Origin of the sequence: Micromonospora parastrephiae (assembly GCF_016802865.1) — a bacterium.
GTDB classification, from domain to species: domain Bacteria; phylum Actinomycetota; class Actinomycetes; order Mycobacteriales; family Micromonosporaceae; genus Micromonospora; species Micromonospora parastrephiae.
The window spans coordinates 1-6,036 of the sequence record NZ_JAEVHM010000258.1; the positions used below are offsets into that span (position 1 = coordinate 1).

Annotated in this window: 5 protein-coding genes; 4 read left to right on the forward strand and 1 reads right to left on the reverse strand. The window is 70.3% G+C overall.

Annotated features, from left to right (window positions below; genetic code table 11):
- The 3 genes from JNW91_RS28690 to JNW91_RS28700 form a co-directional block, all read left to right on the forward strand.
- Positions 1-290: helix-turn-helix transcriptional regulator (locus JNW91_RS28690; protein ID WP_238425883.1), on the forward strand; the 290-nt coding region annotated here is incomplete at its 5' end.
- Between the two features lie 66 nt (positions 291-356).
- Positions 357-3,698 (forward strand): NACHT domain-containing protein, encoded by a 3,342-nt coding sequence (locus JNW91_RS28695; RefSeq protein ID WP_203178603.1) that lies wholly within the window; start codon positions 357-359, stop codon positions 3,696-3,698.
- Positions 3,699-3,792: 94 nt separating this feature from the next.
- The gene (locus JNW91_RS28700; RefSeq protein WP_203178605.1) at positions 3,793-4,158 is read left to right on the forward strand and encodes a VOC family protein; all 366 of its coding nucleotides are present in this window, start codon (positions 3,793-3,795) and stop codon (positions 4,156-4,158) included.
- Between the two features lie 138 nt (positions 4,159-4,296).
- Here JNW91_RS28700 and JNW91_RS28705 read toward each other — a convergent pair whose 3' ends face one another.
- Complete coding sequence (locus tag JNW91_RS28705; protein WP_203178607.1) at positions 4,297-4,833, reverse strand: hypothetical protein; 537 nt, start codon at positions 4,831-4,833, stop codon at positions 4,297-4,299.
- Positions 4,834-5,019: 186 nt separating this feature from the next.
- Between JNW91_RS28705 and JNW91_RS28710 the strand changes: the two genes are divergently transcribed.
- Positions 5,020-5,904, forward strand: a complete 885-nt coding sequence (locus JNW91_RS28710; RefSeq protein ID WP_203178608.1) for a Vgb family protein — start codon at positions 5,020-5,022, stop codon at positions 5,902-5,904.
- Positions 5,905-6,036: the final 132 nt, after the last annotated feature.

Sequence of the window (6,036 nt, forward strand, 5' to 3'; positions counted from 1 at the left end):
GTCCCGGCCATCCGTCGCCGACGCGGTCACCGCCCGGCGGGTGCTGCGCATGCGGTACGCCGACCGCGCCGGCGCGGACTCGACTGCGCGACGTGGAGCCGCTGGGCTACCTCGGCAACTCCCGACACTGGTATCTGGTGGCCTGGTGCCGGTTGCGCGACGAGCTGCGCTGCTTCCGTACCGACCGGATCCGGGACGTCCGGGCGCTGCCCGAGGTGGTGTCCCGGGACTTTCGCCCGGCGGATCTCGACATTCCCCAGCGTCGGGTCCGCCCGCTGAGCCTGGTCTGATAGCTGACAGCACGCAGCGCCGGATTGCGGGAGTCTGGTAGGTCTGCCGTACCGGGGGAGGACCGCGTGCCCGACACGCTCAGTTACGCCGACGCCGTCCGTCTGCTCGGCGGGGAGAACAGCCGGTTCGTCACCTGGTTCGACAAGCTGACGGGCTGGTCGCTGCTGGGTGCGTCGGTCGGCGGGGTGCCGGGTGCCCTGAGCGTCTTCGACGCCAAGGCGGAGTTCGTTCGGCTCGGCCACGAGCTGGTACGCAACGTCTCCGACCGACGCTCCGGGCTGTCCCGGTACGACCGGACGCAGCGTCTGGAGGCGGCGCATGCCGTGATCGCGGTGACCTCCTTCTTCGAGGCACTGAACGATGCCGACCTACCCTTCGACGCGGCCCAACTGGCGGTGGACACGCGGGAGCAGCTAACCCTCGCAGGCGCCGGACCGGTCACCGACGCCATCGTGGATGCGTTTTTCGGCACGGCGGCGCCGCTGCCGGGGCCGCACGTGCCCTACCCGGCACTGCGGGCAGCCCTCGCGACCTACTACGACGGTCTCGCTGTCCGCGTCCTGCACTTTGTCGAAGGTCTGGCCGTCTGGGATCAGGCGAATCATCATCAGCGGAGCAGGACCGCGGTGGCGTTGTCCCAACTTCCCGACGTCGCCGTAAGACGCCACCGGGAACTGTTGACCCGGTTGGCGGAGGACTTCTTCGAGGCCAACTTCTGGCTCGGGTTGCAGGAGCACGAGGCCACTCGCGAGCAGATCCGGGCGATCTCGGTCGGGCTGGAGGAGATGCGTCGGACCCTGGCCGCCATGTCCACCGGCCGCGCTCCCACCCAGCGACGCGCCGGTCTCGCCGCTGCCTACGCCTCCGATTTGCGACAACCGATTGTCTCCTCGGGGGACGTGCCGGCTGGGTTGCGGATGCCGACGCTCGGTGAGGCGTACGTGCCGCCGTTGTGCCGGATCGCCGAGTTGAGTGCCAGCGCTCGCCCGAGTGACGAGAGTTGGTGGCGGGAACATCCGTTACGCGAGGACCTGTGGCAGTCCCTCGTGGTGCATCTGACCTCGCCCGGTGCGACGACGGCGCCGTTGCTCGTGCTCGGCCAGCCCGGTTCGGGCAAGTCCCTGCTCACCAGGATCCTCGCCGCGCAACTACCTGCCGCCGATTTCCTTGTGATCCGCGTCGTGCTGCGGGAGGTGTACGCGGCCGGCGACCTGCAAGACCAGATCGAACAGGCGGTACGCACGGCGACCGGTGAGCGGCTCACCTGGCCCGAACTGGTTCGGTCGGCCGGCGACGCCATGCCGGTCGTGTTGCTCGACGGGTTCGACGAACTGCTGCAGGCGACCGGCGCCAGCCAGACTGACTACCTGCGCAGAGTGGCGGTGTTCCAACGTCGTGAGGCGGATCAAGGCCGGTCGGTCGCGGTACTCGTCACCACTCGGACGAGCGTTGCCGATCGCGCCCAGCCGCCGCCCGGCACGGTGGCGGTGCTGCTGGAGCCGTTCGACACGACCCGGATCCGGACCTGGGTCGCCACCTGGAACCGGGTCAACACGGACGCCTTCCGAGAGTCGGGCACGGGTCGGCTGGATCCGGACGTGGTTCAGGCGCACCGTGAACTCGCGGAGCAGCCGCTGCTCCTGCTGATGCTTGCCCTCTACGACGCGGACGGACACGACCTGCGCTCGGCTGGCGCGTTGGGACGCGGCGAGTTGTACGAACGCCTGCTGAAGCGGTTCGCCCACAGAGAGGTTCTGAAGCAGTCCTCCGGGTTGCCGGATCGGGATCTGGCCCGGGCCACCGAGGAGGAACTGCGCCGGCTTTCGGTCGTCGCCTTCAGCATGTTCAACCGGGGTGTGCAGTGGGTGAGCGAGGACGATCTTGATGCTGATCTGGTCGCGCTGCCATTCCTCGGGCGGAGGGCCCCGACGATCCGGCAGGACGAGCGGGCGTCGCTGAGCACCGCCGAGATCGTGCTGGGGCGGTTCTTTTTCGTGCACCGTTCCACGGCGGCGCGGGAGCATGGGCCGTCGCACACCTACGAGTTCCTGCACGCGACCTTCGGCGAGTTTCTCATCGCCCGTACCGTCACACTCGTTCTGCGTGACCTCGTGATGCGTGAGGCCGCGACCCTGCTCGACGATGCGCCCGTCGACGATGACCGGTTGTACGTGTTGCTCTCGTTCGCCGTGCTGTCCAACCGTGCGCCTGTGGTCGCCTTCGTGGTCGAGGCGCTGGTGGCGTGGCCTGAGGACCACCGCGCCGAGGCTGTGGCCCTGCTGCTGCGGCTGTTCCGCGTTACGTCGGAACCGCGCCCCGCGGGCCGGTACGAGTCGTACCGGCCCCGACGGTTGCATCTGCCGGAGCGCTGCGCAGTCTATGCCGCGAATCTGCTGCTGCTCGCCCTGTGTGTCCGTGACCTGCCGTCCGGCGATGTGTTCCCTTCCAGCGCCGAACCCGTGCAGAGTTGGCGGAGGCAGGCGCTGCAATGGCGGGCCCACCTGGACGATGCCGCGTACCTGGGGCTGCTGGCCTTGGTCCATCCGCTGCGGATGTGGCAGCACGGCCGCGCTCAGCTCACGTTGTCGCTGCAGCCCGGCGACGATCGGGCGCCGTTGGAGCCCGATCCCCGCTGGAACTTCCTCGGCCGTCTGGACATGACCGTCTCTAGCGACGCGGAGCATGTTTATTTTCCGAATGTCGATCTTGGCCTGTGGCGCAGAAGCGTGCATTTCGAGTGCGATCCGCACGGCGAGACGGTGCTGCACGCCATGGAACCGGCAATCGGACTCTCCTCGTCGGAGAGGCGCTTCGACACCTTCGACTACTTCCTCAGTTTCCCGGATGGAGACCGCTCCGAGGCTCGGCTGTTGCTCGATGCCGCTCTCCTTCCGCTGCATCCCACGCCGCGCCTTGAGCGGGAGCGGGTGTATCAGCGCCTGCTCGCGGGCGTCGAGCCACAGGCGCCGACGTCGGGCGGCCAGACCTTGGCCGCCTTTCTGCTGGACCGGCTGGCGTCCGACACCGAGCTGTCGCCCGCGTTCGTCGCCAACGCCCTGCAGCAACTGGATGAGTTGGACCTGACGGTGGGTCAGGTCGCCCCGGCGGTCAGGTGCGTGCTCGCCTTCCTGGGCCGGGACGAGCAGGTCGACGCCAGGTGGGTCGCACTCGCCGGCGGGCTGCTCGCCAGGTCCCGAGGCGGGGCGGCCGGCGGGGGAAGCCCTCTCGAATGGTTGGACGAGTGGACCTGCGAGCTGGTGGTGCGGATGTACGAGCTCGAACTGCATCGCGAGCCGATATCGGCGGCGGAGGCTCAGTACTTCAGCTTGCGGTACGGGGCCCGTCGGCCCGACCTGGTCCAACGGTTGCGGCTGGTGGCGGATGAGCCGTCAGCTTCGCCGAACTAGCCGGGAAACACCGACAGGACGTTGTCGCGGACGGCCCCGAGTCTGCTCCAGACGACGGCCGAACGGCCGGCTCGGGAAACTCTGGAGGCAGTAGATGTCCACGACGCCCATTACCTGGTTCGAGTTCGGCACTGACCGGCCGGACGAGGCGGAACGGTTCTACGGCGAACTGTTCGGCTGGACCTTCGAGCAGCAGGGCCCGACCTACCGTGTCACCGGGGCCGGTGGCGACACCGGGATCGGCGGGGCGATCCGGACCACCAGCGGCGACGAGCCGAGCTACGCGGTGTTCTACGCCGAGGTCGCGGACGTGTCGGAGACCTGCCGCCGTGCCGAGGCGGCCGGAGGGAAGGTGCTGGTGCCGCCAGGGACGACGCCCACCGGCCTCACCCGCGCCCAACTGCTCGACCCGGCCGGGAACCGGGTGGGCGTCTTCGCGCCCCCACCCGCCCAGGCCTGACCTCCCAACCGCGTCCGACCGGCCAAACAGGGGCGCCAGCGCGGCTCGGGGCGGTGGTCGACTCCAGATCGCCGATGTGGCGGTGTCCGTACCCCTGGACACCGCCACATCGGCGAAACGGAGTGGATCAAGCCAGGGTCACGCGCCGGGCGTGGCCTCGGGAGCGTCCTGCTGGCCGGAGCCCTCCGGGGCACCCGCACCGCCCGGGCCGCCCTTGTGACCGGGGCCGCCGTGGCCGCCCGGGCCGCCCTTGCCGCCGGGGCCGGGGAAGACGCCGGCCTCGACGGCCTTGGTGATGGCGTCGGCCTGCTCCTGGGTGAGCTTGCCGTTCTTGACCGCCTGGTCCAGTCGCTGCTTGAGCGCGGCCTGCCGGTCCTCGGCGGACGGGCGCTCCGGCCGACCGGCCGGCCGGTGCTGCTCGCGGACCTTCTCCAGAGCGGCGGTCACCTTGTCGGTGGGGACACCCAGCTCCTTGGCGAGCGCCTCGGCGAACTCGCCCCGCCGGTCGGCCTTCGCCGGGCCGGAGCCGGTGTCGGAGCTGTCGGCGGTGCTGCTGGCGCCCGGCGTCGGCTTGTCCGCGGCGAACGCGATCGTCGGGGCCGCGATCCCCACGCCGAGGACGCCGGCGGTGGCCAGGCCGGCCAGCAGGTGCTTCCTACGGATGGTGCGGGACATGCTGTCCTCCAGAAGGTCGGTGCTGCTGCAATTCGTCATCGACAGTGACCGGCAAGCCTTGGCGCAACCCGTGGCGACCCTGTCAGCAGCCTGACAATCCAGGGCTCGCGGGCGTCAAATCGGTTGCGTCGTGGCTGGATGAGCCGTCAGGGTTGGCGATCCACCGACGGAAGGACACGGCTCGTGATGACCGTCGAGATTCGGGAGATACCGCTCGTCGAGGCGGGCGCCGGCCCGTACGGCATCACGGCTGGCCCCGACGGCGCGTTGTGGCTGACGCTGGTCCACGCCGGCGGGATCGCCCGCCTGGGGGCCGACGGCGCGGTGCGGACCTACCCGCTGGATCCGCCCGGTGGCCGCCCGTTGATCATCGTCGCGGGGCCGGACGGCGCGCTCTGGTTCACCCGCTCGGGGGACGACCGGATCGGCCGGATCAGCGTCGACGGCGAGCAGCGCACGATCGCCCTGCCGTCCGGTACCGGCCCGGGCGGCATCGCCGCCGGACCCGATGGTGGGCTCTGGTACGCCGCAATGACCTCCGACACGATCGGGCGGGTGGACACCGACGGCACGGTCGACTCGTTCCCGCTGCCGGTGACCGGCGGGTTCGCCTCGATGATCACCGCCGGCCCCGACCAGGCGCTCTGGTTCACCCTCAACCAGGCGAACGCGATCGGCCGGATCGACCTGGACGGCAGGGTGACCCTGCACCCGCTGCCCACCGCGAACGCCGGCCCGGTCGGCATCACCCTCGGCGGCGACGATGCCATCTGGTTCGTGGAGATCGCCGCCGGTCAGCTCGGCCGGATCACCCCGGATGGCGGGATCACGGAGTTTCCGCTGCCGAACCGTGCGGCCCGTCCGCACGCGATCGTCGCCGACCCGGCCGGTGGCGCCTGGTTCACCGAGTGGGGCGCCAACCGGATCGGTCACATCGACCGCGCCGGACGGATCGAGAGCTACGCACTCCCCACCCCCGACGCCGAGCCGCACGGCATCACCCTCACCCCCAACGGCATCTGGGCCGCCCTGGAGATCGGCGCCGTGGCCCACCTGACCCCGGCTCGTTGATCAAGAGGTTCGCGTCAGGATCCCGCCCGAGAATGACGCCAACCTCTTGATCACCGGGGCGGTCGGAACCGGCCGCGCTGGCCGCCGCCCTGCCGGTGGCCCGGGCTGGTGCGTCCGGTCTTGCCCTGGCCG

What these genes read in the sequence shown, in the direction of transcription:
- JNW91_RS28710 (WP_203178608.1), top strand. Translation starts at nt 5,020, where the DNA reads ATGACCGTCGAGATTCGGGAGATACCGCTCGTCGAGGCGGGCGCCGGC.
- JNW91_RS28700 (WP_203178605.1), top strand. Translation starts at nt 3,793, where the DNA reads ATGTCCACGACGCCCATTACCTGGTTCGAGTTCGGCACTGACCGGCCG.
- JNW91_RS28705 (WP_203178607.1), bottom strand. Translation starts at nt 4,833, where the DNA reads ATGTCCCGCACCATCCGTAGGAAGCACCTGCTGGCCGGCCTGGCCACC.